Source organism: Micromonospora lacuserhaii (assembly GCF_036902735.1).
In the GTDB taxonomy this organism is placed as follows: domain Bacteria; phylum Actinomycetota; class Actinomycetes; order Mycobacteriales; family Micromonosporaceae; genus Micromonospora.
Genome location: NZ_JBAKHO010000038.1, coordinates 14,322 through 39,763, shown reverse-complemented (window position 1 = coordinate 39,763; position 25,442 = coordinate 14,322). Strand labels below are relative to the sequence as shown.

Below are 25,442 nucleotides of genomic sequence, written 5' to 3'. Positions count from 1 at the left end.
TTGGCGAACGGCCGCGCCGGGGAGTGTGGCGGGCATGAAGTGGGCCCGTCGAGCCGTACCCGTCGTCGCCGCCGCCGTCGCCGGTCTGGCCGCGCGCGACGTCCTGCAACGTGACCACGCGCTGCGGCGCAACTTCCCGCTGATCGGGCGCGTCCGCTACGTGTTGGAGGCGATCGGGCCGGAGCTGCGGCAGTACATCGTGGCCGGCAACGACGAGGAGCGGCCGTTCACCCGCGACCAGCGGCGCTGGATCTACGCCTCGGCGAAGCAGGAGAACAACTACTTCGGGTTCGGCACGGACAACGACATCGAGCGCACCCGTGGCTACCCGATCATCAAGCACCGCACGTTCGCCCGGACCGTGCCGCCGTCGGCGCCGACGGCGGGGCACGACGTGCGGCTGCCGGCAGCGAAGGTGCTCGGCGGCCCGCGGGGACGCCGGGGGGCCTTCCGCCCGGAGTCGGTCGTCAACATCTCCGGGATGAGCTTCGGCTCGCTGTCCGGCAACGCCGTCACCGCCCTGAACCGGGGCGCGGCGCTGGCGGGCTGCCTGCAGAACACCGGCGAGGGCGGGCTGTCGCCGTACCACCGCAACGGCGGTGACCTGGTCTTCCAACTGGGGACGGCGTACTTCGGCTGCCGGGACGAGCGGGGCCGGTTCAGTCTGCCCCGACTCAGGGACCTGGTGGCCGGCGCGCCGGTGCGGGCGCTGGAGGTGAAGCTCAGCCAGGGCGCCAAGCCGAGCCTGGGCGGGCTGCTGCCCGGGGCGAAGGTGTCGGCGGAGATCGCGGCGACCCGGGGCATCCCCCAGGGCCAGGACTGCGTCAGCCCGTCCCGGCACGCCGAGTTCTCCGACTGCGACAGCCTGCTGGACTGGGTGGAGCTGCTCGCCGCCGAGACCGGCCTGCCGGTGGGCATCAAGTCCGCCGTGGGCGACCTCGGGTTCTGGGACGAGCTGACCACGCTGATGCGCGACACCGGCCGGGGCGTGGACTTCGTGACCATCGACGGCGGCGAGGGCGGCACCGGCGCCGCGCCGCTGATCTTCACCGACTCGGTGTCGCTGCCGTTCCAGCAGGGCTTCGCCCGGGTCTACCGGACCTTCGCCGAGAAGGGCCTGCACGAGCAGACCCTCTTCGTGGGCGCCGGCAAGCTCGGCGTGCCGGACAACGCCATCGTGGCGTTCGCGCTCGGCTGCGACATGGTGAACGTGGGCCGGGAGGCGATGCTGGCGATCGGCTGCATCCAGGCGCAGAAGTGCCACACCGACACCTGCCCGACCGGCGTCGCCACCCAGAACCCGTGGCTGGCCCGCGGTCTGGACCCGACCCTGAAGTCGGTGCGGGCCGCCAACTACATCCGCACCCTGCGGCGCGACCTGGTGAAGGTCGCCGAGGCGTGCGGCGTGGAGCACCCCGGGCTGATCGACACCGACTCGGTGGAGATCCTGGACGGCCGCACCGCCTCCGTCCCGCTGCGCGAGGTGTACGGCTACCGGCCCGAGTGGGGCCTGCCGTCGGCGGCCGACCGGGCGGCGATCGTCGCGCTGATGACCGGGGAGGCGCCCCGGGGCGGCAGCGCGCCGCCGTCGGCCACCGCGCAGGGCTGAACACCCCGGGGGTCACCGCGACCGCGAATCCGCGGCCGGTTCGGTACGGCGGCGGCCCGCCCAGCGGCGGTGACGCCGGGCCCGCCCGGTGCGCGCCCGCGTGACGGGCCGGGTCATCTGGTGGTGAACCGGGGGTCGGACCTCGGCCGCCCCCGCGTCGGCGGCGTGCCGCACCAGCCGATTGGCGTCGTCGGGTTCGCAGCCGGTCGCCCGGAGCAGCTCGCTGCCGGCGGTGCGCAGGTCGGTGACGACCGCGTCGCCGAAGGTCCCCACACCCTCCGCCCAGGCCCGGCCGGCCAGGGTGGCGCTCTCCAAGCCCCGCTGGCGGGTCCGCTGCGGCTCCTCGCCGCCCTGGGACTCGCGGCGCAGCTCGGTGACGGCGTCGGCGAGCCGGTCGACGGCCTGCGGCAGCGGCGCCGGGATCGGCTCGCCGTACTGCAGGGCGGTCGCCGAACGGCGGGCCACCGAGCGGCCGTAGAGGATGAGCCGTTCGAGGTGTTGCGTACCTGTGGCGTACCGGTGGTACTGGGCCCGCCGGTGCCAGCGGGCCGGGGCGATGGTGACCACCTCCTCGGCGCCGCTGAGCGACTCGTGCAGCCGCCCGATGTCGTCGTCCAGCCCACGCATCGCCTCCAGGGCCCGGACCGCCGCGTCGGCGTCCCGGTTGGACAGGGCGTGGGCGACCGCACGCAACTGGTCGGTCACCGTGGCGAAGATCGGCGCGGCGGCCCGGTCCAGCACGCGCAGCGGGTTGATCGGCAGCAGCACGGCCACCACCACGATGCCGACCGCAGCGCCGACCAGCGCGTCGAAGATCCGGGGTAGCTCCAGGTTGCGTTCCATCGGCGCCAGGGTGGAGATCAGCACCGCGGTACCGCCCGCCTGACCGACCAGTGCCCCACCCCGGCCGGCGACCACCAGCGCCGTCGCGATCGCCAGCGCGACGACCAGCCCGGTCTGCCAGGGACCGGTGCCGAGCAGGAAGCGCAGCAGGTCCCCGATGACGATGCCGAGCCCGACCCCGGCGAGCAGTTCGAAGGTCCGGCGGGCCCGCTGCCCGATGGCGGTGGCGATCGTACCGACGGCGGCGGCCGGGGCGAAGACGTGCGCGCCGGGGCCGAGCAGGCGCTGAGCGATGAGGGCGGCGAGTGCCGCGGCCAGCCCGGCCTGCACGGCGATCACCATGGTGACCTCCAGCTGGCGTATCCGGACCCGGCCGGCGTGCCCGCCGGAACGCCGTACCCGGTCTACCGCCTGCCCGCCGCGCGCGGCGACCTCGTCCAGCGGCGATCTCACGGTGTCAACCGGGCGCTCCTCGGCCATGGCGGCGGTTACCCGACCGGTGGCGGGTGAATCGTCCCCGCCCGGCGGGCCGGGAACGTCCGGCGCCGACGGCGACCGCCGACCAGAATGGGGGCGTCCGGGCGAGGCGGGGACCGGAACTGGACATCGGACCCGACCTGACGGGAGAACCGCCGTGGCGGTGGACGTGGTGACGGAGGTGCTGATCGACCGACCGGTCGACCAGGTGGCCGCCTACGCGGGCGATCCGGGCAACGCGCCCAGCTGGTACGTGAACATCGAGTCGGTCGAGTGGCTGACGCCCCCACCGCCGCGGGTCGGCTCCCGGGTGGCGTTCGTCGCGCACTTCCTCGGTCGGCGGTTGGCCTACACCTACGAGATCGTGCAGCTGGTGCCCGGCGAACTCCTAGTGATGCGGACCGCGCAGGGGCCGTTCCCGATGGAGACGACCTACCGCTGGGAGCCGCAGGGCGCCGGGCGGACCCGGATGATCCTGCGCAACCGGGGTGAGCCGAGCGGGTTCGCCGCGGTGGCCGCCCCGGTGCTGGCGGCGGCGATGCGCCGGGCCAACCGCAAGGACCTGGCCACGCTGAAGGCGCTGTTGGAGGGGTGAGGTCCCGGGCCGGCCGGGGGGACGTCCGGGCAGGTCATCGCGGGGAAGCCGACCGCCATGCGAACATGTGTTCGTGTCGAGTGATGACGCCACCATCCTGCACGCCGACCTGGACGCGTTCTACGCCTCGGTCGAGCAGCGCGACGATCCCCGGCTGCGCGGCCGGCCGGTGATCGTCGGCGGCGGGGTGGTGCTCGCCTGCAGCTACGAGGCCAAGGCGTACGGGGTGCGCAGCGCGATGGGTGGGCGGCAGGCCCGCCGGCTCTGCCCGGACGCGGTGGTGGTGCCGCCGAGGATGGCGGCGTACACGGCGGCCAGCCGGGCGGTCTTCGACATCTTCCGGCGGACCACTCCCCTGGTCGAGGGGCTCTCCATCGACGAGGCGTTCCTCGACGTGGGCGGCCTGCGCCGGCTGGTCGGCCCGCCGCCGGAGATCGCGGCGCGGCTGCGCCGGGAGGTCCGCGACCGGGTCGGCCTGCCGATCACCGTGGGGGTGGCCCGGACGAAGTTCCTGGCGAAGGTGGCCAGCGGGGTGGCCAAGCCGGACGGGCTGCTGTTGGTGCCGCCCGACGGCGAGCTGGCGTTCCTGCATCCGCTGCCGGTGGAGCGGCTCTGGGGAGTCGGGCCGGTCACGGCGGCGCGGCTGCGGGAGCGCGGCATCCGTACCGTCGGCCAGGTGGCCTGGCTCGACGAACCGGCGCTGGTCTCGCTGCTCGGCGCCGGCGCCGGCCGGCACCTGCACGCCCTGGCCCACAACCGTGACCCCCGGCCGGTGCAGGTGGGTCGGCGCCGCTCCTCGATGGGCGCCCAGCACGCGCTGGGCCGGGAGCCCCGGTCGGCGGCCGACCTGGACGCCGTCCTGTCCGGGCTGGTGGACCGGGTGGCCCGGCGGATGCGGGCGGCCGACCGGTCCGGCCGGACGGTGGTGCTGCGGCTGCGCTTCGCCGACTACACCGGGGCCACCCGCTCGCGCACCCTGGGCAAGGCGACCGCGCAGACCGGTGTCCTGCTCGACGCGGTTCGCGCGCTGCTGCGGGCGGCGTTGCCGGAGATCGACCGACGGGGCGTGACGCTGGTCGGCGTGTCGGTGGGCAACCTCGACGACTCGCCCGTGCAGCCGGAACTGCCGTTCACACCTCACCCCGGTGCGGAGCTCGACGCGGCGGTGGACGCGGTCCGGGACCGGTTCGGGTCGGGGGCACTGACCCGGGCCACGCTGCTCGGCCGCGACCCGGGGCTCGAGATGCCCCGCCTGCCGGACTGAGTCGCGGCCTTCCGGCCCCGCCCTCGGTGGGGCATGCTGGATCGATGGGAGAGGTGCTGCCGATGCCCGGCTTCGGTGACCTGTTCACCGACACCCGGGGCGACGACCGGACGATGCGGGTCAGCTACCACCCGGAGCGCGGGGCGGTGGTGCTGTCCCTGTGGCACGGCACGACCTGCCGGGGCTCCTTCCGGATGGCGGTCGGCGACGTGGCCACGCCGCGGACCCTGCTGGCCGAGATCGAGGCGTCGGCCGCGCCGCCCGCGCCGCTCCCGACCGTCGGCGGGCCGGGCGCGACGGTCGCCGTCGGGGGCCGGGCCGCGCCGCCGGCGCCGGCCGTCGACCAGACCGGCGACATCTCGGGCACGGCCCACCGCGGCGCGCTGCCGATCCTGCCGGTCCCCCGGGTCGCCTAGGGAACCAGTTCGGTCGGCCGCCCGCGCGGGCCGTCGTGGCGCCGTGGTTGCCCTAGGATCGCCGGAATGTCGATCACGCCGAGGACGGTACGGCTGCTCATGCCGCCGGCGGCAGCGCTCTTCCTGGCCGTGGCGCTGCTCATCCGGGCCGTCGACGACGGCGCCCTGCGCCAGTACTCGGGTACCGCGCTGTACGCGTCGATGGTGTGGGCGGCGGTGCTCTTCCTGTGGCCGCGGCTGGCGCCGCTGCCGGTCGGGGTGGTCGCGGTGGCGTTCTGCTGGGCGGTGGAGTGCGCGCAGCTGACCGGGGTGCCGGCGGAGCTGTCGGCGCGCAGCCTGGCGGCCCGGCTGGCGCTGGGCGTGCAGTTCGATCCGATAGACCTGGCCTGGTATCCGGTCGGGGTGGTGCCGCTCGTCATGGCGCACGAGCTGCTGCGACGCCGCGCCGCGCAGCGCTGAGCCCTGCCGTGACCGGCTCGACGCATGACCGTTTTCCCGCCGGGTACGCAGCGTCACGGTCGCAGGGATGGTGGCCCGGATGGGCCTGCCGATGGTCGGGCGGGACCGGACACGAGCGGGAAGGAGTGGGTGCGATGAAGGTCAGGAACTCGTTGCGCGGGTTGAAGCGCAAGATGAACTCGATCGTGGTGCGCCGGCGCGGCAAGGTCTTCGTGATCAACAAGACGGACCGGCGCCAGAAGGCCCGGCAGGGCTGACGCGCCGCGCTCCCTACGACGACGGCCGGCGGTTCACCCGGCCGTCGTCACACCGCGGGCGCCTCACCAGGCGCAGGGGGCGTAGTCCTTGAGGAAGCAGCCGTAGAGCTCCTCGCCGCGCTCGCCGCGCACGATCGGGTCGTACACCCGGGCGGCGCCGTCGACCAGGTCCAGCGGCGCGTGGAAGCCCTCGTCGGCGAGGCGCATCTTGGTCGGGTGCGGCCGCTCGTCGGTGATCCACCCGGTGTCGACGCTGGTCATCAGGATCCCGTCGGCGCGCATGTCCTCGGCGCTGGTCCGGGTGAGCATGTTCAGCGCGGCCTTGGCCATGTTGGTGTGCGGGTGGCCGGCACCCTTGTAGCCCCGGCCGAACTGCCCCTCCATCGCGGAGACGTTCACCACGTACGCGCGCCCGGTGGGGGCGGCGGCCATCGCCGGCCGCAGCCGGCTGACCAGTACGAACGGGGCCGTCACGTTGCACAGCTGAACTTCGAGCAGCTCGACCGGGTCCACCTCGTGCACCCGCTGCACCCAGCTGTTCACCGGGGCCAGGTCGGGCGCGAGGCCACCCGCGTCCACGGCGGTCGCGGTCGCGATCCGCTCCGGCGTGGCGGACCGGCCGGTCAACGCGAGCGCGGTGAGGGCGTGCGGGGTGATCGTGGGCGAGCCCGCGCCGGGCAGGGCTGCCGCCGCGACGGCCCGGCCGCCGGTGAAGGTGAGCAGCTCCGGCAGCGGCCCCTCGGGCAGCGCCGCGGACTCGGCGGCGACCAGGTGGGCGTACGCCTGGGGGCTGCGCCGGACGGTCTGCGCGGCGTTGTTGATGAGGATGTCCAGCGGGCCCTGCGCGGCGACCGAGTCGGCGAGGGCCACGACCTGGGCGGGGTCGCGCAGGTCGATACCGACGACCCGCAGCCGGTGCAACCAGTCCGCGCTGTCCGGCATCGCGGTGAACCGGCGGACGGCGTCGTGCGGGAACCGGGTGGTGATCGTGGTGTGGGCGCCGTCGCGCAGCAGCCGCAGCGCGATGTACATGCCGATCTTGGCGCGACCGCCGGTGAGCAGCGCCCGCCGGCCGGTCAGGTCGGTACGGGCGTCGCGGCGCTCCCGGTTGGTGGCGGCGCAGGTCGGGCAGAGCTGGTGGTAGAACGCGTCGACCTCGCGGTAGCGCTCCTTGCAGATGTAGCAGCCGCGCGGGTTGATCAGCGTGCCGGCGGTGGCGCCGGAGGTGGGCGTGGAGAGCGGGATGCCCTGGGTCTCGTCGTCGATGCGGCCGGGCGCGCCGGTGGCGGTGGCCGCGGTGACGGCCCGGTCGTGAGCGAGGATCGCGTCGCGGCGTTCCTCACGCCGGCGCTGTTTGATCATCTTGTAGAGCCGGGCGGTGGCCCGCTGCACCCGCACCACGTCCGGGTGCTCGGTCGGCAACTCCTCCAGCGCCTCGAAGACCCGCAGGCAGGTCGCCAGCTCGTCCTCGTCGATGCCCACGACGTCCGCGTCCGTGCCCGTTCGTGCGACGTTGTCCACCGTCATGCCGCTACCGTCTCGCCCTCGTCCCCGGGGTCGACGCCCGACCCGACCCGGGAACTGTACGCACCGGGCGGCGACCGGTGCGACGCCCCCGCACGCCGGGGGCGATGAGCTGGCCCACCGTCGCGCTCACCGCCGGCTCAGCGCAGCTCGCCCTCCAGCAGCCCCATGGCGAACTTGTCCTGCCACTGCCCGTCGCGGCGGAAGACCTGACGCAGCCGGCCCTCGTCGACGAAGCCCACCTTGCGGTAGACGTGCCGGGCCGCCTCGTTCCCGTCGACCACGGTCAGCGTGATCTTGTGCAGGCGCATCCGGTCGAAGCCGTAGCGGCACACCGTCCGCACCGCGTCGGTGGCGAACCCACGGCCCCAGTACTCCTTCTCCCCCAGGTAGATGTCGAGGTCGGCGATGCCCGCCTCCGGCTCGGCGCCGTGCAGCCGCACCAGCCCGATGAGCTGCGCGTCGTGCAGCACCTCGATGCCGAAGAGCACGTCGCCGTAGTCGTTGCGGGGCCGCTGCTCCAGCCACGTCCGGACCACGGTCAGGGGCTGGGGGTGGCCCGCGTCCATCCAGCGCATCACATCCGGGTCGTGGTTCCACCGCCACAGCGCCTCGGCGTCGGACGGCTCCATCGCCCGCAGCTTCACCAGGTTGCCCCACGCGTTCATGGCCGCCCCTCGTCCGTTTCCATGATCATAGTTGGGGCGTCCAGGCGGGTGCCCGGGGTGGCGTGGCCACCGTCCGGCACGGGGCGGCCGGCGCGGCCCGGAAGTGTCCCGGCTCAGAGCCAGCCGCGACGCTTGAAGACCAGGTAGAGCGTGCCGCAGACCACGGCCATCAGGGTCAGGGCGAAGGGGTAGCCGTACCGCCAGTTCAGTTCCGGCAGGTGCGCGAAGTTCATCCCGTAGACCGTGCCGATCAGGGTGGGCGCGAACAGGATCGCCGCCCACGAGGACACCTTCTTGAGTTCCTCGTTCTGGGCGTAGCTGGCGGCGGTGAGGGTGCGCATCTCCTCGTTCTGCGCCTGGGTGACGAGGGTGGCGTTGACAGTGAGGATGTTCTGCAGCAGGTGCCGGAAACCGTCGACGCGTTCCACCACCTGGGTGAGGTGGTCGGCGACGTCGCGCAGGCGGCGGCGCAACTCCTCGTCGGTCCGGTGGGTCTCGAAGCCGCCGATGAGGGCGTCGAGCACCTTCAGCAGCGGGCGGGCGGCGCGCTGGAAGTGGATGACCTCGCGGCTGAGCTCGTAGATGCGGCGGCTGGCGTTGGGATCGCCGCCGAAGACCTCGGTCTCGATCTCGTCGATGTCGTTCTCCAACCCGGCGACGACCGGGGCGTACCCGTCGACGACCCGGTCGAGGACGGCGTAGAGGACCGCCTCCGGGCCGAGGGCGAGCGCCTGCGGGTCGGCCTCCAGCCGGCGGCGGGTCGCCACCAGGTCGGGTGTCTCACCGTGCCGGACGGTGATCACGAAACCGGGGCCGATGAACAGGTGCAGCTCACTGAACTCGACCGCCTCCCGGTCGTCGAGGTACCGGGCGGCGCGCAGCACCACGAACAGGGTGCTGCCGTAGCGCTCCAGCTTGGGCCGCTGGTGGGCGTTGATGGCGTCCTCCACCGCCAGCTCGTGCAACTGGAACTCCCTGGCCAGCGAGAGGATCTGGCCGGTGCTGGGCCGGTAGAGCCCGATCCAGGCCATCGCGTGGTCGAGTTCCTGCAGGCAGCGGTAGGTGTCGCCGAGGGTGGCCGGGGAGGCGTGGCGGCGGCCGTGGGTGTAGACGGCGTTGTCGACCAGCCCGCGCCCGGCCGGTTCCCGCCGGTCGTCCCGCACGCCGGGCTCGTGCTCGTCGAGGCGACGGCCGAAGCCACCGCCGGAGGGCCACCGGTCGTCGCCCATCGTCCTCCCGGAGGTCGTCACACCGTCCGCCGCACCGCGCGGTCAATCGCCGCCGGATCCCCCGTACCGCAGGGGTGAAACCCGGCCGATGGCCGGCACCCGCCGGGTGTCCGGTTGCCGGGCCGTCGGGGAGGATGACGGTACGGCCGCACACCGCGGCCGGTGCTCCGGGGAGGTGTGGGATGCAGCACGACTCGTTGCCGTATCTGGACGAGCACGCCACGGTCATCGTGGCGGGAACGGAGACCATCTGGCGCGCCCTGGGCGAGACGCTGGACGGTTCCTTCTCCCATCGCCCGGCCGCCGGCTACGCGAGGCTGGTGGGGTGCGCCGACAGGGCGGCGGCCGGACCGCGGCCTCCCGCCGAGGGTTCCACCTTTCCCGGGTTCCGGGTGGTGGCCGTCTCGCCGGGGCGTGAGCTGGTCCTCGAGGGCCGGCACCGCTTCTCGTCCTACGCGCTGATCTTCCGCATCGACCAGCTCGATGCCGGCCGGGCGCGGCTGCGCGCGGAGACTCGCGCCGCGTTTCCCGGCCCGGCCGGCGGACTCTACCGACGGCTCGTCATCTCAACCGGTGGGCATGCGCTGAGCACGCGCCGTCTCCTCTCGACGGTCCGCCGCCGAGCAGAGCGACCCGGGTGATCCGCGGCCGACGCACCGCCCGGCCGCGAAGCACCGCCACCCGGCCGGAGGGCACCGCCGGCCGTGGGGCCGGCGCCGTCGGAGGCGGTGTGCCCCCGACGGTCGGGCTGTCCGGCAGGCTGTAGCGGAACGTGACCGCGTTCGCCGGGACGGTGAGGGTGAACTCGACGTACTCGCCGACGGAGTCGAGAGTGACCGCCTCCCGGCCGGACGCCTCCGACGGCAGCGTGCCGTAGAACCGGTCCGGGCCGATCCTGGTGCCGTTGTAGGCGGCCTTCTCCGCCTCCTGCTCGGAACGGCACGGTGGCGCCCCGGCCGGCTATGTCGAAGGGGGACAGCCCGGCCGCCGAGGCCGGGGTCGCCGTGCCGGTGACCGCGGCGGCGGTCACCTAGGCGGCGACGAGCAGGGTGGCGGCGACGGCGGCGAGCCCCGCCCGGGTCGGGTGTCGGAGGTGATGCGGGGTGCCGGTGGTGTGGTTGGCCATGAGCTGCGCTCTCCCTTTCGTCAGGCAGGCCAGGTCCCCCGTGTCCGTGCGGTGCAGCGGTGTCCCCTCCTTCCTCCCGACGGCCCACCCGGGGCCAGGGTGGGTGGCGTGGTGCCGGCGGACGGGACGGGCCGCCGGGACCCGAGCGATCACGGCGGGCCGGCTCCGTCCGCCGCGCGCGGCGCGTCGGCCGGGTCGGCGGTACGCAGCCAGACGGCGGTGTCCGGGGGCAGCAGACCATCGTCGAGCGGCCCGCTGGCCAGGAGCAGCTCCCCGTCGGCGGGCAGCCGGACCGGCGCGGCGGCGAGGTTGACCAGACAGCGGAAGCCCGCGCCGCGGCTGAAGGCGAGCACCCCGTCCGGCGCGGGCAGCCAGGTCAACTCACCGTCGCCGAGCGCCGGGTCGGCCCGCCGGATGCGGATCGCCGACCGGTACAGCTCCAGCATCGAGGTCGCGTCGCCGGTCTGGGCCCGGACCGTGCGGTCCTTCCAGTCCGCCGGTTGTGGCAGCCACGGCGCGTCGCCGCCGTCAGGGCTGAAGCCGAACGGCGGCTCGTCACCGGCCCACGGCAGCGGCACCCGGCAGCCGTCCCGACCGGGGTCGACCCAGCCGGAGCGTTGCCACATCGGGTCCTGGCGCAGCGCGTACGGAATGTCCTCGACCTCGTAGAGGCCCAGTTCCTCGCCCTGGTAGACGTAGACGGCGCCGGGCAGCGACAGCGAGAGCAGCGCGGCGGCCCGGGCCCGGCGGGTGCCCAGCTCCAGGTCGGTGGGGGTGCCCTCACGCTTGGCGGCGAAGCTGAATGAGGTGTCCGCCCGGCCGTAGCGGGTGACGTGGCGGGTGACATCGTGGTTGGACAGCACCCAGGTGGCCGGCGCGCCGACCGGCGCGTGCGCGCTCAGCGTCCCGTCGATGCTCTCGCGCAGCGCCACAGCGTCCCAGGCGCAGCCGAGGAAGTCGAAGTTGAACGCCGCGTGCAGCTCGTCCGGGCGCAGGTAGTTGGCGAACCGCTGCCGGTCCGGCAGCCACACCTCACCGATCAGCGCCCGGTCGCCGGGGTATCCGTCGGCGATCCGCCGCCAGTCGCGGTAGATCTCGTGCACCCCGTCGAGGTCGCGGAACGGGTGTGGTCGGCCGGGCCGGGTCTCGGGCAGCGTCCCGTCCTTGACCAGCAGCCCGGCCGAGTCGATCCGAATGCCGTCCACACCACGGTCGAACCAGAACCGCAGAATGTCCTCGAACTCGGCCCGCACCCGGGGGTGGTCCCAGTTGAAGTCCGGCTGCTCCGGGGCGAACAGGTGCAGGTACCAGTCCCCGGGGGTGCCGTCCGGGTTGACGGTCCGGGTCCAGGTCTCGCCGCCGAACTCGCCGACCCAGTCGGTGGGCCGCTGCTCGCCGCTCGGGCCCCGGCCGGGGCGGAACCAGAACAGATCCCGCTCAGGCGCGTCCGGTCCCCCGGCAAGCGCCGCCTGGAACCAGGGGTGCGCGTCGGAGCAGTGGTTCGGCACCACGTCGACGATGGTCCGGATGCCGAGCGCGTGTGCCTCCGCGATCAGCGCCTCCACCTCGGCCAGGGTGCCGAAGACCGGGTCGATGTCGCGGTAGTCGGCGACGTCGTAGCCCGCGTCGGCCATCGGGGAGGGGTACCAGGGGCTGAACCAGATCGCGTCGATGCCGAGCGCTGACAGGTGATCCAGCCGGGACCGGATGCCGGCGATGTCGCCGATGCCGTCGCCGTTGCCGTCGGCGAAGCTGCGTGGGTACACCTGGTAGATCACCGCTCCACGCCACCACGGACCGTCGTCTGCTGTGGACACGAGCACCTGCTTTCTGCGTCGGTACGTCGGCGGAACCGCCGGAGCTGAACGTGTGTCCGGCGAACGGTCGTTCTCCGCCGGCGTCCGCGTCCGCGGGGCTATCCCTTGAGGCTGCCGGTGGTCAGACCGGACATGATGTTCCGCTGGAAGATCAGGAAGACGATGACGGTCGGGATCGCGGCGATGACCGACGCGGCGATCACCACGTTCATCGGCGTGCCACCCGAGAAGGCGTAGATGCCGACGCTGACCGTCCGGGTCTCGGGCGACGGCATGACGAGCTTCGGCCAGAGGAAGTCCTTCCAGACCGCCGTCACGGCGAAGATCGAGACCACGCCGAGGATGGGGCGCGACATCGGCAGGATGATCGACCACAGCGTGCGCAGCGGCGTCGCTCCGTCCACGAGGGCCGCCGCCATCAGCTCCTCCGGGATCGAGTCGAAGAACCGTTTCAGCAGGAAGATGTTGAACGCGTTCGCGACCGCGGGCAGCCATATGGCGAACGGCGAGTCGAGCAGGTTGAGGTGCAGGATCGGCAGGTCGATCACGGTCACGTACTGCGGAACGATGAGGACCATCGCCGGGATCATCAGCGTTGCCAGCATCAGGCCGAGGATCAGGTTGCCGAACGCCGGTCGGAGCTTCGACAGGGCGTACGCCGCGGCGGTGTCGAGCACGAGCTGGAACAGCAGCGCGCCGGCCGCGTAGTAGAACGTGTTGAACAGCAGCTTGGCCAGGTCCAGGTTGTTCCACGCGTCGGCGTAGTTCCGCGGCTGGGGATCCTTCGGGAACAGCGATGGCGGGGTCTGCGCGATCTCCTGACCGGACTTCAGCGCGCCGGTGACCATCCAGTAGAGCGGCCCGAGGAAGACGAGCGTGAAGCCCATGACGACGACAGCGAGCAGCGTCCAGTAGACGACCCTGCCGCGCCCCCGCCTGAGCTGGGCGTGGGAGATGAGGGTCCGGGTTCCCGAGTCCTGTGCCATCCCTCGCCCGTCCTAGTCCTGTTTCGCGCTCAGCCGCAGGTAGGCGGCGGAGAAGCCGGCCAGCACCACGAGCATGATCACGCCGAGCGCAGCGGCGCCGTTGAGGTCGTTCTGGAAGAACCCGTGCTGGTAGATGAGGTACGCCACCGAGGTCGCGGAGTCCTCCGCGCCCGTGCCGTTCGCGAGGATCAGCGGCTCGATGAAGAACTGCGTCGTGGCGACGATCTGCAGCATCGCCAGGAGCGCGAGGATGAGCCGGGTCTGCGGGATAGTGACGTGGCGGATCCGCCGCCAGATGCCTGCGCCGTCGAGCTCGGCCGCTTCGTAGAGTTCGCCGGGGATGTTCTGCAACGCCGCCAGGTAGATCAGTACCGCGCCGCCCATGTTCATCCAGGTCGACGCGATCACCATCGCCGGCATCGTCATCTCGGGGGACTGCATCCACTGCGAGGTGGGCAGGTGCAGCGCCTTGAGGATCGAGTTGAACAGGCCCGCGTCGCTGGGGTCGTACGCGTAGAACTTGAAGAGGAAGAGCGCCGAGGCCGGCGGCAGCATCACCGGCAGGTAGACCAGGATCCGCAGGTACCCCTTGGCGTGGCGGAACTCGTTGAGCAGGATCGCCACGAAGAACGGCACCGCGTACCCGAGCACGAGCGCGAGAACAGTGAAGTAGAGGGTGTTCCTCCAGGCCGCCCAGAAGCTGGGATCGGCGATGACCCGGTCGTAGTTGTCCCAGCCGACCCAGGTGGTGACCCCGCGCCGGGTGCGCTGGAAGCTCATGACGACGCCGCGGATCATCGGGTACCAGGAGAAGAACGCGAAGCAGATGACGGCGCCGATCAGGAACGCGTGCCCGGTGAGGTTGTCCCGTACCTTGCGGCCGAGGCTCGTACGCCGCGGCCCCGCCGGGTGCGGCGACGTGGGGCGACCCCGTTCTCTCGTGGTCCCCGGGAGGGTGGTGATCACCAAGGCAACTCCTGCCTGAGTCAGCGAGCGAACGGCGCGGCGCGGCGGGGGTGGGGGCCGGCGGGCCGGCCCCCACCCGACCGCGGATCAGCTCTCGGCGGCGAGGAGCTTGTTCACCTTGTCTTCGGCCGTCTTGAGCAGCGCGTCGATGTTGGCGTTCGGGTTCGTCAGCACACCGGACATCGCGGCGTCGAGCACCGCGTAGATCGCCTGCGCGTTGCGTGGCTCACCCTTGATCGGGACCGGGTTCGCCTCGAAGATCGCGAAGTTCGCGGTGTCGACGTTCGCGTTCGCCTTGCGCAGCTCGAACTCCTGCTTCTGCGCGTCGCTGCCGTTGGCGAACAGCAGCGGCTGGGGCAGGCCCACCGGGTAGTTCTGCGGCTTGGCCCGGACGTAGTCGAACTGGCCCTTACCCGGCGTCAGCTTCTGGTACGCGATCCACTTCAGACCGGCCTTGACCTGCTCCGGGGTGAGGCCCTTCTTGAAGAAGTACCCCTCACCACCACCGAGGGTCGCCTTCGCCGCCCCGTCCTGGCCGGGGAGCGGGGCCATCGCCCAGTCCTGGAACTTGCCCTGGAACTGGCTGACGATCGCCTGGGTGGCGTCCGGCGCGCCGACGAACATGCCGACCTTGCCCGCGCCGGCGTTGGTCAGCAGGTCGCCCCACTGCAGCAGTTGGCGGTCGCCCATGCTGTTGTCGCCGTACCGCATGTCCTTGAGGTTCTGCAGGACCTGCTTGCCCATCGCGTTGTTGAAGTCGACCTTCTTGCCGTCGGCGGTCAGCACCTGGCCGCCCTGCGAGTAGAGCAACGAGGTGAAGTGCCAGCCTCCGGTGTTGCCGGCGCTGTACTCCGAGTAGCCGGAGATGCCCTTGCCGAGCGCCGAGATCTTCTTGGCGGCGTCCCGGACCTCGACCCACGTCCTGGGCGGGCTGTTCACGTCGAGCCCGGCCTGCTGGAACAGGACCTTGTTGTAGACCAGGCCCATCGAGTAGTTCTTCACCGGGACGGCGTAGAGCTTGCCGCCGTCGGTGAAGACCTCCTTGAGTGCGGGGTCGACGCTGTCCCAGGTCGGTACCGCGTCCTTGTTGGCGAACTCGGTGATGTCCATCGCCTGACCGGAGTCGAGCACCTGCTGGAGATCGGTCATGTACCCGTAGAACACGTCGGTCACGGTGCCGCCGGCGAGGCGGGCGGTGAAATCCGGCGGGTTGTTGCACTGCTCGCCGACGCTGACGCTCTTGATGACGATGTTGGGGTTCTGCCGCTGGAACTCGACGACATCGTCGTTCCAGTTCTTCAACAGCTCTTTCTGCGAGCCGACCGGCTGGCAGTCGACGGTGATGGTGACCTTGCCGCCTGCATCGTTCGTGGCGTCGTCGCTCTTAGTGGAGCACGCCGCGAGGCTGAGCCCCAGGCCGGCCACGAGCGCCAACGCCGCAGCCTTCCGGTACTGCGGTACGGACATCTGTCCATCCCTTCGGGAACGGGTGTCTCCCTGACCTGCGCTGATCTGCGGTGATCGTCACCGCGGCGATTCCCTGCTCGTGTGGTGTATCCGCCATGCGACCTGACCCCCCGCCAGCTGACGCGAGGGCCGGGGTGTGAGTGGAGTCACTGTAGCTAGGCGGACCGATTTAGGCAAGGAATCGACGATGTCGTGGAAGGACGCGACAGGCAAGCGGCAGATCTCGCCTCGCTTTGCCGAACCGCCTGGATTGGGGATCTTTTGCCGCTTTTACGGTTGCGCGGGTCAGGGTCATCGCCCCTGGTGCCGCCCGGTGCGGGCAGCGACGAGACGGCCGTCGACCGCGAGCAGCGGTCGACGGCCGGAAGCAGCGATTCAGCGGTCGGAGCGGCGGTCCGCGGCCGGATGGTCGGTCAGCGGCGCGATGGTCAGCGGCGGGACGGGTGGCCGGCGGCCGTCCGACGACCGGAGCGGACCCGGGTCAGCGGCCGGGGGCGGGCGCGGTGGAACCGCGTACCACCAGTTCGGGCTCGAACAGCAACTCGTCGTGCAGCACGCCGGCCCCCTCGATCTGGGTGACCAGCAGGTCCACCGCGGCCTGCCCCATCGTCTCGATCGGCTGCCGCACGGTGGTCAGCGGCGGGTCGGTGCAGGTCATGAACGCGGAGTCGTCGAAGCCCACCACCGACACCTCGGTCGGCACGGCACGGCCCAGCCGCCGGGCGGCCCGGATGGCGCCCAGGGCCAGCACATCGCTGGCGCAGATGATGCCGGTCACGCCACGCTCGACCAACTTGGTCGCGGCGACCCGCGCCCCTTCCATGGAGAAGCTGGAGCGCTGGAGGTATTCCGGGTCGTCGGCCCAGCCCGCGGCGCGAACCATCGCCTCCAGCTTGCGCCGGGACGGAACGTGCCCCTCCGGGCCGAGCACCATCCCGATCCGCTCGTGCCCGAGCGAGCGCAGGTGCCCGTACGCCTGCTCCACGGCGACCGCGTCGTCGGTGGAGACCCGGGGGAAGTCGAGGTCGTCGACGCCGGCGTTGACCAGGACCACGGGAAGCCCCCGGTCGGTCAGCCGCCGGTAGTGGTCGTGCGAGGCGTCCGCGAGGGCGTACGACCCGCCGGCGAAGATGACGCCGGAGACCTGGTGGTCCAGGAGCATCTCGACGTAGTCCGGTTCGGACACCCCGCCGATGGTGCGGGCGCAGAGCGCCGGAGTGTAGCCGCGCTGGGCGAGGGTGCCGGTGACCACCTCGGCGAGCGCCGGGAAGATCGGGTTCTGCAGCTCCGGCAGCACCAGACCGACCAGCCGGGCGCGTTCCCCCCGCAGCTTCGTGGGGCGCTCGTAGCCGAGCACGTCCAGTGCGGTGAGGACCGCCGTCCGGGTCGCCTCCGAGACGCCGCCGCGACCGTTGAGTACCCGGCTGACGGTGGCCTCGCTGACGCCCGCCTTCCTGGCAACTTCGGTCAGTCGCTTCGTCACGCGGCAATCGTACGTCAGAAAACCTGCAAGAAATGAACGGCGCGCTGCCGTCCAACGTCAACCCCGTCCGTCGGGGGATCGACGGCGGCCGGGCTGGCATCCCATCCGACGAGCAAATTTCGCACCGATCGTTGCTTGAAACTGGACAGCAAAGCGAAATAGCATGACCGGCACCAGGCTCACGCCGCTTCCGCGCACCGCGCCGCCGCTCCGGCCGCCCCGCAGGCGCCCCCGGCGTCGCCGCCCGACGTCGGACACCTCGAGGGAACGGACCGGTCGATGTCTCGAAGCACCAGAGAAACTCCGCACCCATCCTCCCGAACGCCACGTCGGCTCGCCAGCCGCGTAGCGGCAGCAGCGGTGGCGACCGCCGTCACGATCGGCGTACCCACCATGGCCCGCGCGGAGGCGTCCCCGCCCGCCGGGGCGACCCCGGTGGTCACCCGGGCCGCCCTCGACCCGACGCTCGTCGCCGGCAGGGGCGCCGACGTCAGCTTCGCCGAACAGGAGGCGGAACACGCCGCCACGACCGGGGCGGTGATCGGCCCGGACCGCACCGCCTACACCCTGGCGTCCGAGGCCTCCGGGCGCCGGGCGGTCCGGCTGACCCCCGGCCAGTACGTCGAGTTCACCCTGCCCGAGGCGGCAAACGCGATCACCGTCCGCTACAGCATCCCGGACTCGGCCACCGGCGGCGGGATCACCGCGCCGCTGCACGTCTCGATGAACCACGGCCGCGCCCGCACCATGACGCTCACCTCGGCGTACGCCTGGCTCTACAACCAGTACCCGTTCTCGAACGACCCCCGGCAGGGCCTGCTGCACCCGAACTGGTGGATCACCGAGTGCTCCTGCGTCCCGGCGGACACCACACCCGCCCCGGCGATCGACACGCCCTTCCGCCCGCACCACTTCTACGACGAGCAGCGCCTGCTGCTCGGCCGGACCTACCGCGCCGGCGACACCGTCCGCCTCACCGCACCCGTCGGCAGCGCCGCCGCGTGGACCGTCATCGACCTGCTCGACTCCCAGCTGGTCGGGCCGCCGCACGTCGTACCGGTCGCGGCGAACGTGCTGGCGTTCGGCGCCGACCCCACCGGCCGGCGCGACTCGGCCGACGCGTTCGACCGGGCGATCTCGTTCGCCCGGCGCACCCACCTGACGGTGTACCTGCCGCCGGGCACATACCAGGTCAATCGGCACATCGTGGTCGACGACGTGACGATCGAGGGCGCCGGCAACTGGTGGACGATCGTCAAGGGCCGGGAGGTGGCGTTGGACTCCCCCGCCCCGGACGGCTCGGTGCACACCGGCGTCGGCTTCTACGGCCGGGACGCGGCGGCGGGCGGCAGCCACGACGTCCACCTGTCCGGCTTCGCGATCGAGGGTGACGTCCGCGAGCGGATCGACACCGACCAGGTCAACGGCATCGGCGGCGCGCTGAACCGCTCCACCGTGGACGGGCTCTACCTGCACCACACCAAGGTGGGAATGTGGTTCGACGGGCCGATGACCGGGTTGCGGGTCACCAACAACGTGATCGTCGACCAGATCGCCGACGGGCTCAACTTCCACACCGGCGTCACCGACTCGATCGTGCGGAACAACGTCGTGCGCAACACCGGCGACGACGGGCTGGCGATGTGGTCGGAGAAGACGGCCAACGCCCGCAACACCGTCGACCACAACACCGTGCAGTCACCGGTCCTCGCCAACGGCATCGCCATCTACGGCGGCACGGACAACACCGTGTCGCACAACCTCGTCGCCGACCCCGTCCGGGAGGGCAGCGCCATCCAGGTCGGCTCCCGGTTCGGCGCCGAGCCGTTCACCGGACGGCTGCGGATCACGGAGAACACCACCGTCCGCGCCGGCACCTACGAGCTCAACTGGAAGATCGGCCTCGGCGCCATCTGGTTCTACGCCCTGGACGGGACCATCGACGCCGACATCGAGGTGGCCGGCGACCACTACCTCGACAACACCTACAACGCGATCATGCTGGTCAGCGACTGGCCGGTGAAGGACCGCTACGCGATCACGAACGTCCACTTCCGCGACATCCGGGTCGACGGCACGGGAACGTCCGTCGTGAGCGCCCGCTCGGCGGGCTCGGCCTCGTTCGCGAACGTGGACGCGCGCCACGTGGGCGCGGTCGGTGTCAACAACTGCGGGTCGTTCAACTTCACCCCCGCCGGCTCGGAGTTCGCCCTGACGGATCTCGGGGGCAACGACGGCGGGTGGCTCGCCGGGTGGCAGCTGCCGAACACCATCACCTGCGACGACCGGCCGCCGGTCGTCCCCCCGCCGCCACCGTCGGCCTGGTGAGCGGGCGCCCGCCCGTCCGCGGCACCTGACGGAGATCGTCGCCGGCCGGCCCGAAAACGGTCGGCGGCGGCCGTCAGCCGGGGACGGGAGCGCCGGCGACCAGCTGCGAGCCGATCGGCGCGGGGGCGGTGGCCGCCACCTCGTCCCCCAGGGCGGCGATCGCCGCCTTGAGCACGTCCGGGCCGGCGAGGTTCATCAGTCGCAGACCCAGCGCGAGGCTGCGCTGCCGGTCGCTCATGTTGACCGCCTTCAGCGCGTTGACCGCGCCGGCGAGGTTCTCCTGCTCCTCCGGTGACACGTTCTGCAGCAGCGCGAGGCAGAGCGTGGGCAGGGCGATGTGCGCCTTGTCGAAGGAGACCCGCGCCATGAGCTCGGCGACCTCCTGCGAACGCACGGTGGCCCGGCGCCGGTCCACCGACCGGTCGGCGGCACTGAGCAGGGTCGCCAGGATGGAGCTCGGGCCGATGCCGACGTCCGCGTCGCCGATGCGCGTGACGAACAGGCTCGTCCGAAAGAAGGCGACCGCGCCGAAGCTCGCGACCAGAACCTGCGTCACCAGCAGCGCGTTGCCGCTCGCGCCGAAGGTGATGCCGAATGTCCGCGACAGCCACAGGGCGGACAGGCTCGCGGCCCCGTTGAGGGCCACGTAGAAGAAGGCGCCGGGCGCACGGATCGCCGAGAACGGCTTGTCCCGGTACCGGGAGACGATCTCCGCGAGTGCGACGAGGCCGCCCAGGACGAAGCTGGCAACGTAACCCCAGCCGGCGGTCACGGCCGACCACGCCCGGGATAGCCGGAGTGGACGTTGCCCAGGAAGACGTTGAAGTCGCCGGTGATCGCCTGCGTGCCGACGGTGCGCTCACCGGACACCACCACCGGAGCCCGTGCCGCCGCCACGATGCCCGCCACGTCAGCCACCAGGGACGGGTCGGCGGCCAGCGCCTTGCGGATCTGGAGGCGCAACGCCGCCAGGCGATCCTCGTCGGCCGGGTCGTCGGCGAGGTCGACGACGGCGGCGGAGACCGTCGGGGCACTCTCGTCGTTCCTCAGCAGCCGCCGGAGCAGCCGGGCACCGATGCCCACGGCGTCGGTCGCCGCGTCCTCGGGCCGGGTGAGCACACCCGCGCCGTACGCGCCGACCGCCGCCGAGACGTACGGCACGACCGCCGCCGCGAGGGCCGATATCCCGGGCTCCACGCCATCACCCCCAGCCGGAACAGCCGCTATGGTCGCTTCCTATCACGTGCTGTGCGCGCTGGGATCGACATGACGGCAGGTTGACAGCCGGGACTGTCCCCCTGGGCTGTCCCACGACCGCTGCCCGTGTTCGTCGCCGGACAGGGCCGTGCCGTCCGACCCGATCGGCGAGGTCGAACGGCACGGCGTCCAGGGGTCCCGTCAGGGGTAGCTGACCAGGTTCACCGGAACGGTGCTGGTGCCCTGCGCGGTCGCGCCGGTGTCGTTGATGACGTGGGTGATCGAGCCGTTGCCGCCGAGGGAGACGGTGAGCAGGTCGTGGAAGCGCACGCCCGCGGCGGTGGGCGCCTCGAAGCCGTGGTACGCGGCGATCGTCGGGTCCACGTTGAAGTAGCAGTAGCTGCCCATCCCCCACCCTTCGAACGAGGTGACGGTGTCGGCGACCTTGAACGCGGCGTAGCCGACCCGTGAGCCGTTCATCCAGGCGGCCGCGTTCGGCGGGTCGTACGGCAGTTCGTTCTGGAAGAAGATCGTCCGGCCGTTGCTGCCGTTCCAGATCACCTCGGTCTTCTGGTAGTGCTCGACGAAGAGGCCGAGCGCGGTGACGTTGTTGCCGTTGACGATCAGGCCGGTGTCGGCGGTGTTGACGGTCCAGCCGACGCCGCTGCCGTGGTCGGCGCGCCAGGCCCAGATGTGGTCGATCAGCGCGTCGTTGGAGTTGACGATCAGGCTGGTGGTGGCCTTGCCGGGGCCGGCGCCGCCGATCCGGAAGAAGACGTCCTGGATGGAGGTCGGGTTGGCGGCGTGGCTGACCCCACCGCCGGCGGGCCCGACCCGGAGCAGCACCGGCGAGTTGATCGGCCCGGCGTCGAAGAGCAGCCCGGCGAGGCGTACGCCGTCGACGTCGGCGACGGTCATCGCGGTGACGCCGTTCTGCGGGATGAGCGTGGGGAAGCCGATGCCGAGGACCACGGTGTTCGCCCGGCTGACGGTGATCGGCTCGGTGACGTTGTAGACGCCGGGGGTGAAGAGCAGGTTCAGGTCCTGGGCGAGGGCCGCGTTGATGGTGGCGGTGGAGTCCCCCGGGTGGGCGACGTAGAACTGGCTCAGTGGGATCGAGGTGCCGGGCGTGGATCCGCCCAGCCAGGACGCGCCCGAGGCGTTCGTCCGGGTCGACGGCACGAAGACCTGGTAGGCCCCGGCGGAGTCGAGGTAGAGGTACGGCGCGTCCCGGCTGACCGGGGTCTGGCCGAGGGTGGTGTAGGCCGGGTTGGGGAAGCTGGTGGCGGGCGCCCCGACGACGCCGGAGTTGACCATGTTCCAGACGGCGTTGAGGTAGCCGCCGACGTTGCTGTCCCGGGTGTACCACTGCTGCTGCGAGTAGGGCTGGACGACGCCGGTGACCCGACTGTCGGCGATGTAGCCGCCGCTGGCCCAGCCGTACCCGGCGGGCGCCAGGTTGAGGTCGCCCTGGATGTCCATCCGGCGGAACGGCGCGGCCTGGGAGACGGCCCAGCGGGTGAAGCCGGCGGACGGGAAGACCTGCATGTTGGACGCCGAGCGCCAGAAGTTCTGGGTGGCGTTGCCGTTGAACCAGCCGGCGTCGACCGTGATGTCGCCGTGGATGCGCACGTCGTCCGGGTTCCGACCGAGGCCCATGATCGAGGTGTAGAAGCCGACCTGCGCGTTGATGCCGGAGTAGTCCCCGGGCTTGAACATCAGGGCGTAGCGCTGGGTGCCGAACTGGTTGGCCTCCTGGCTGCGGAAGGCCGTGTCGAGCTGGTTCTGGATGGTGGCGCTGGACATCGAGGGGTCGAAGGTGATGACGTTCGGGCCGAGCGACCCGCCGCCGGGGATCGACCCACCGCCGGTGGTGTTGATCGCGAACTCCCAGAGCGAGTAGCCCCAGCCGGTGGCGCGGGCGGTGCCGTACATCCGGACGTAGCGGCCGGCGCCGGTGACGGTGAGAGCGTCGGTGCCGCCGTCGCCGCCGGTGGTCGAGTAGACCGTGGTCCAGGTGGCGCCGTCGGCGGAGGTCTGGATCTGGTACGCCCGGGCGTAGGCGGCCTCCCAGTTGAGGGTGACCCGACAGATGGTCCGGCTGGCGCCGAGGTCGACCTGGAGCCACTGCGGGTCGGCGGCGGCGCTGGACCACCGGGTGGTGAGGCTGCCGTCGACGGCGGCGCCGGCCGGGGTGCCGGCGTTCTCGGTGGAGGAGGCGGTGGCGGGCCGTCCCTGGGCGGCGTTGGTGGCGGTGTCGCAACCGGTGCCGCCGCCGCTGGTGCCGTAGACCTGGAACTCCCAGAGGGAGTAGCCGTAGGCGGTGGCCCGGGCGGTGCCGTACAGCCGCACGTACCGGCCGGAGCCGGCCACCGTCAGGTCGTCGGTGCCGCCGTCACCGCTGGTGGTGCTGTAGACGGTGGTCCAGGTGGCGCCGTCGGTCGAGGTCTGGATCTGGTACGCCCGGGCGTAGGCCGCCTCCCAGTTGAGGGTGACCTGGGAGATGGTGGCGGTGGCGCCGAGGTCGACCTGGAGCCACTGGGGGTCGCTGAAGGCGCTGGACCAGCGGGTGGTGGCGCTGCCGTCGGTGGCGTTGGTGGCGGGGGTGCCGGCGTTCTCCACCGACGAGGCGGTGGTCGGTCTGCCCTGGGACAGCAGCGTGCCGGCGGCGCGGGCCGGGGCCGGCGGGCCGACCAGCGCGGCGGCGCCGAGCAGGGCGGTGACCGCCGCGGCGAGCAGTCGCGCGGCCGGGCGTCGGCGTGGAGTCGCCTTCCGTGGGACGGGTGACATGGACCTCTCCCTGGTGGTTGGGGAGCCGGAATTGCGGACGGGTTTCAGCGGTGTTGCGGCGAGCCCGGGTTCGGGGTGGAGGTTTCCCGGCGCAGTGGGCGGTGTCAATGGCCAGTGGACTCGGCAGCGCCTTATTTCGCGTCTTATGAAAAGCTCAGAATTAGTGTCATGAGCAGTGTCTATCCGCCCTCCAGCGAAGCGCAAGGCATCGATGGCCGTGCGACTGCCGCCACCGCACCCCACCCCAGGAGACGCGGAGCGACGACTTCGGCGGCCCGGCCACCACCGGGCTGGACACCGCCGTCTGGAAGTAGTGCGCGTGTCCGGCACCCAGCGGCCACCCGCTACGGCTATTCCCCCTGGGTGTTCCAGGTCTACGGCACCTGGCCGGCCGACCGGGGGACAGCCGGCGGACGCGGTGAGGCACCGGCCGCGCACCGCGTAGGCTTGGTGGATCATGGCTGCCCGCCGCACGCACGACCTCCGTGCCATCCTCGCCGTGCCGGCGTTCCGCCGGCTGCTCGCCCTGCGCCTGAGCGGCCAGTTCACCGACGGGGTGTTCCAGGCCGCACTGGCCGGCAGCGTGCTGTTCAACCCGGACCGGCAGGCGACCCCGACCGCGATCGCCCTGGCCGCCGCGGTGCTGGTCCTGCCGTACTCGCTGGTGGGGCCGTTCGCCGGGGTCCTGCTGGACCGGTGGAGCCGCCGGACGGTGGCCGAGCTGACCAACCTGATCCGGGCGGGCGTCGCACTGCCGATCGCCGCACTGACCTTCCTCGGCTCCGAGGGGCCGCTCTTCTTCGTCGCCACCCTGGTGGTGATCGGGTTGGGACGGCTGCTGCTGTCGGGGCTGTCGGCGGCGACCCCGCACGTGGTGACCGACGCGCGGCTGGTCACCGCCAACGCCGTCGGCGGCACCGCCGGTTCCGTGGCGTACTCGCTGGGCCTGGGGTGCGCCCTGCTGCTGCTCCAGACCGTCTTCCCGGCCGGGAACACCGGCTACGCCGCCATCGCCCTGCTCGCCCCGGTCGGCTACCTGGCCGCCGCCGCGCTGGCCCGGTTCTCCTTCGCCCGCTACGAACTCGGGCCCGACCAGGCCCTGCCGCACCGGCCGGGCATCGCCGGGGAGGCGGCGGCGGTGGTCCGTGGCATGGCCGACGGCGTGCGGCACCTGGCCCGGGCACGCGGCGCCGCGTACGCGATGGCCGCCCAGACGGGGTTCCGGCTGTTGTTCGGGGCACTCGCCCTGGCGACGCTGCTGCTCTACCGCAACCGCTTCGCCGGCCACGACCTGGAGGGGGCGCCGACGCAGTTGGGGCTGGTCTTCGGCGCGGGCGCAATCGGGGTCCTGATCGCCGCGGTCGTGACGCCCTCGGTGACCCGGCGAATCGGTGGCTGGCGGTGGGTCACCGGGCTGCTCGCGGCGGTGGCGGTGGCGCTGCCCGTGTTCGGGTTGCCGTTCGCCCCGCTGCTGCTGGTGGTGGTCGTGCTGGTGGTCAACGTCGCCGGTCACGGCATCAAGATCGTGGTGGACACGATGGTGCAGCACGAGTGCGCCGACGCGTTCCGGGGGCGGGTGTTCGCCGTCAACGACACGGCGTTCAACCTCGCGTACGTGCTGGGCATGGCGGCGGCGTCCCTGGTCGTACCGGTGGACGGGCGGTCGCCGCTGCTGCTGACCGGCGCGGCGGCCGGCTTCGCGGCGCTCGCCGCCGGCTACGCCATGGTCGCCGGCCGGTGGGCCCGTACCGCCGGCGACGACATCGCCGTGCCGGCCGGGGCGTGGAGCGCCGCCGACCGCTGACCGGGCCGGAACGGCGCAGAACCGCAGGGTGACGCCCTACACGGAGCGTTCGGGACCGCTCCCGACAACTCGACGGTCGTCCATATTTGCAGCGGGTGAAAGGTTGCCTCCGCGACCGCCAGCCGGTCCATCGACGG

Annotated in this window: 22 protein-coding genes; 9 read left to right on the top strand and 13 right to left on the bottom strand. The window is 72.2% G+C overall.

All coding sequences use genetic code 11. The features are described 5' to 3' along the window. Positions 1-34: 34 nt before the first annotated feature. Positions 35-1,609, top strand: a complete 1,575-nt coding sequence (locus V6U81_RS21260) for a glutamate synthase-related protein (protein ID WP_334491622.1) — start codon at positions 35-37, stop codon at positions 1,607-1,609. A gap of 12 nt (positions 1,610-1,621) precedes the next feature. On the opposite strand, the gene V6U81_RS21255 is transcribed toward V6U81_RS21260, so the two are convergent. Then, the gene (locus V6U81_RS21255; RefSeq protein WP_334491621.1) at positions 1,622-2,905 is read right to left on the bottom strand and encodes an FUSC family protein; all 1,284 of its coding nucleotides are present in this window, start codon (positions 2,903-2,905) and stop codon (positions 1,622-1,624) included. A gap of 181 nt (positions 2,906-3,086) precedes the next feature. Here V6U81_RS21255 and V6U81_RS21250 point away from each other — a divergent pair, with 181 nt between their 5' ends. The 5 genes from V6U81_RS21250 (at position 3,087) to V6U81_RS21230 (ending at position 5,920) form a co-directional block, all read left to right on the top strand. Beyond that, positions 3,087-3,524, top strand: coding sequence for an SRPBCC family protein (locus tag V6U81_RS21250; protein WP_334491620.1), 438 nt, complete (start codon positions 3,087-3,089; stop codon positions 3,522-3,524). A gap of 67 nt (positions 3,525-3,591) precedes the next feature. After that, positions 3,592-4,788, top strand: coding sequence for a DNA polymerase IV (dinB, locus tag V6U81_RS21245; RefSeq protein WP_334491619.1), 1,197 nt, complete (start codon positions 3,592-3,594; stop codon positions 4,786-4,788). Positions 4,789-4,832: 44 nt separating this feature from the next. Continuing rightward, positions 4,833-5,204 carry a hypothetical protein gene (locus tag V6U81_RS21240; protein WP_334491618.1) on the top strand — a complete coding sequence of 124 codons (372 nt, stop codon included), beginning with the start codon at positions 4,833-4,835 and terminating at the stop codon, positions 5,202-5,204. A gap of 66 nt (positions 5,205-5,270) precedes the next feature. After that, positions 5,271-5,663 (top strand): ribosomal maturation YjgA family protein, encoded by a 393-nt coding sequence (locus V6U81_RS21235; protein WP_334491617.1) that lies wholly within the window; start codon positions 5,271-5,273, stop codon positions 5,661-5,663. A gap of 134 nt (positions 5,664-5,797) precedes the next feature. Continuing rightward, positions 5,798-5,920, top strand: a complete 123-nt coding sequence (locus V6U81_RS21230) for a 50S ribosomal protein L36 (RefSeq protein ID WP_334491616.1) — start codon at positions 5,798-5,800, stop codon at positions 5,918-5,920. Positions 5,921-5,983: 63 nt separating this feature from the next. Here V6U81_RS21230 and V6U81_RS21225 read toward each other — a convergent pair whose 3' ends face one another. The 3 genes from V6U81_RS21225 to corA all read right to left on the bottom strand — a co-directional run bounded on the left by V6U81_RS21225 (position 5,984) and on the right by corA (position 9,341). Beyond that, positions 5,984-7,447 (bottom strand): SDR family NAD(P)-dependent oxidoreductase, encoded by a 1,464-nt coding sequence (locus tag V6U81_RS21225; protein WP_334491615.1) that lies wholly within the window; start codon positions 7,445-7,447, stop codon positions 5,984-5,986. A gap of 137 nt (positions 7,448-7,584) precedes the next feature. Continuing rightward, the gene (locus tag V6U81_RS21220; protein ID WP_334491614.1) at positions 7,585-8,112 is read right to left on the bottom strand and encodes a GNAT family N-acetyltransferase; all 528 of its coding nucleotides are present in this window, start codon (positions 8,110-8,112) and stop codon (positions 7,585-7,587) included. Positions 8,113-8,225: 113 nt separating this feature from the next. Next, entirely contained in the window at positions 8,226-9,341 is a 1,116-nt protein-coding gene (gene corA, locus V6U81_RS21215) for a magnesium/cobalt transporter CorA (protein ID WP_334491613.1), read from the bottom strand. A 182-nt stretch (positions 9,342-9,523) separates the two neighbouring features. Here corA and V6U81_RS21210 point away from each other — a divergent pair, with 182 nt between their 5' ends. Then, positions 9,524-9,982: a hypothetical protein gene (locus tag V6U81_RS21210; RefSeq protein WP_334491612.1), complete on the top strand. Its 459-nt coding sequence runs from the start codon at positions 9,524-9,526 to the stop codon at positions 9,980-9,982. On the opposite strand, the gene V6U81_RS29215 is transcribed toward V6U81_RS21210, so the two are convergent. The 6 genes from V6U81_RS29215 to V6U81_RS21180 form a co-directional block, all read right to left on the bottom strand. Next, positions 9,903-10,235 carry a carbohydrate-binding protein gene (locus V6U81_RS29215; protein ID WP_420884053.1) on the bottom strand — a complete coding sequence of 111 codons (333 nt, stop codon included), beginning with the start codon at positions 10,233-10,235 and terminating at the stop codon, positions 9,903-9,905. The two genes, V6U81_RS21210 and V6U81_RS29215, sit on opposite strands and share 80 nt — an antisense overlap. 381 nt (positions 10,236-10,616) lie before the next feature. Further along, complete coding sequence (locus V6U81_RS21200) at positions 10,617-12,284, bottom strand: glycoside hydrolase family 13 protein (RefSeq protein ID WP_334491611.1); 1,668 nt, start codon at positions 12,282-12,284, stop codon at positions 10,617-10,619. Between the two features lie 98 nt (positions 12,285-12,382). Beyond that, positions 12,383-13,270, bottom strand: coding sequence for a carbohydrate ABC transporter permease (locus V6U81_RS21195; protein ID WP_334491610.1), 888 nt, complete (start codon positions 13,268-13,270; stop codon positions 12,383-12,385). Between the two features lie 12 nt (positions 13,271-13,282). Continuing rightward, on the bottom strand, positions 13,283-14,239 hold the full coding sequence (locus tag V6U81_RS21190) for a carbohydrate ABC transporter permease (RefSeq protein WP_334491608.1): 957 nt from the start codon (positions 14,237-14,239) through the stop codon (positions 13,283-13,285). An 84-nt stretch (positions 14,240-14,323) separates the two neighbouring features. Next, on the bottom strand, positions 14,324-15,703 hold the full coding sequence (locus V6U81_RS21185; protein ID WP_334491607.1) for an ABC transporter substrate-binding protein: 1,380 nt from the start codon (positions 15,701-15,703) through the stop codon (positions 14,324-14,326). 481 nt (positions 15,704-16,184) lie between these two features. Then, entirely contained in the window at positions 16,185-17,186 is a 1,002-nt protein-coding gene (locus V6U81_RS21180) for a LacI family DNA-binding transcriptional regulator (protein WP_334491606.1), read from the bottom strand. 393 nt (positions 17,187-17,579) lie between these two features. Here V6U81_RS21180 and V6U81_RS21175 point away from each other — a divergent pair, with 393 nt between their 5' ends. Further along, a complete protein-coding gene (locus V6U81_RS21175; RefSeq protein WP_334491637.1) occupies positions 17,580-19,514 on the top strand; it encodes a glycosyl hydrolase family 28-related protein in 1,935 nt (644 codons plus the stop codon). A gap of 73 nt (positions 19,515-19,587) precedes the next feature. Here the strand turns inward: V6U81_RS21175 and V6U81_RS21170 are convergent, their stop codons facing one another. From V6U81_RS21170 to V6U81_RS21160, 3 genes are all read right to left on the bottom strand, one after another. Further along, entirely contained in the window at positions 19,588-20,286 is a 699-nt protein-coding gene (locus tag V6U81_RS21170; protein ID WP_334491605.1) for a hypothetical protein, read from the bottom strand. After that, positions 20,283-20,711 carry a hypothetical protein gene (locus V6U81_RS21165; RefSeq protein ID WP_334491604.1) on the bottom strand — a complete coding sequence of 143 codons (429 nt, stop codon included), beginning with the start codon at positions 20,709-20,711 and terminating at the stop codon, positions 20,283-20,285. The genes V6U81_RS21170 and V6U81_RS21165 overlap by 4 nt, the downstream gene beginning before the upstream one ends. A 201-nt stretch (positions 20,712-20,912) precedes the next feature. After that, the gene (locus V6U81_RS21160; RefSeq protein ID WP_334491603.1) at positions 20,913-23,501 is read right to left on the bottom strand and encodes a discoidin domain-containing protein; all 2,589 of its coding nucleotides are present in this window, start codon (positions 23,499-23,501) and stop codon (positions 20,913-20,915) included. A 457-nt stretch (positions 23,502-23,958) separates the two neighbouring features. Between V6U81_RS21160 and V6U81_RS21155 the strand changes: the two genes are divergently transcribed. Then, the gene (locus V6U81_RS21155) at positions 23,959-25,305 is read left to right on the top strand and encodes an MFS transporter (protein ID WP_334491602.1); all 1,347 of its coding nucleotides are present in this window, start codon (positions 23,959-23,961) and stop codon (positions 25,303-25,305) included. Positions 25,306-25,442 lie beyond the last annotated feature (137 nt).